1 pseudogene is annotated in these 670 nt (G+C 66.3%); it reads left to right on the top strand.

Annotated elements, in window-relative coordinates:
• Positions 1 to 670: pseudogene (locus D3D01_RS22570) on the top strand (polyphosphate kinase 1); the annotation flags it as partial.

Here is a 670-nt window from a genome sequence, read left to right on the forward strand (position 1 = left end):
GGTCATCCGCGCCAACCTCGACCTCCTGTTCCCGAACGTCGAGGTCGTCGACACCGCGGTGTTCAAGCTGACCCGGAACGCCGAAGTTCGCCGGAACGAGGAGGTCGCGGAGGACCTCATCGACATGATAGAGGAGGTGCTCGAACAGCGCCGCTTCGCCACCGTCGTCCGCCTCGAAATCGAGGCCGACGCGCCCGAGGCGGCGCGGGACCTCCTCGTCGAGCAGTTGGACCTCGCCGACCGCGAGGTGTTCGAACTCCGCGGACCGCTCGACTACCGCGAGCTGATGGACCTCACGGACCTCGACCGGCCGGACCTCTCGCTGGAGTCGTGGACGCCGCAGCCGCACCCGCGGTTTTCGGACCTCGACGCGACCGACGCGGGCATCGGCTCGGGCGCGTCTCCCCCCGAGACAGCCGCCGAGGACGGTGACACCATCTTCGACGAGATTCGGCGCAAGGACGTACTGTTGCACCACCCGTACCACTCCTTCGGCGACACCGTTCAGGAGTTCCTCGACGCGGCCGCGAACGACCCGAACGTCCTCGCTATCAAGGCCGCAATCTACCGCACGGCATCAGACTCGAAGATTATCGAGTCGCTCATCGACGCCGTCGACTACGGTAAGCAGGTCGCGGCGATGGTCGAACTCAAAGCCCGCTTCGACGAG

Source organism: Haloarcula sp. Atlit-7R (assembly GCF_003666065.1).
In the GTDB taxonomy this organism is placed as follows: Archaea; Halobacteriota; Halobacteria; order Halobacteriales; family Haloarculaceae; genus Haloarcula; species Haloarcula taiwanensis.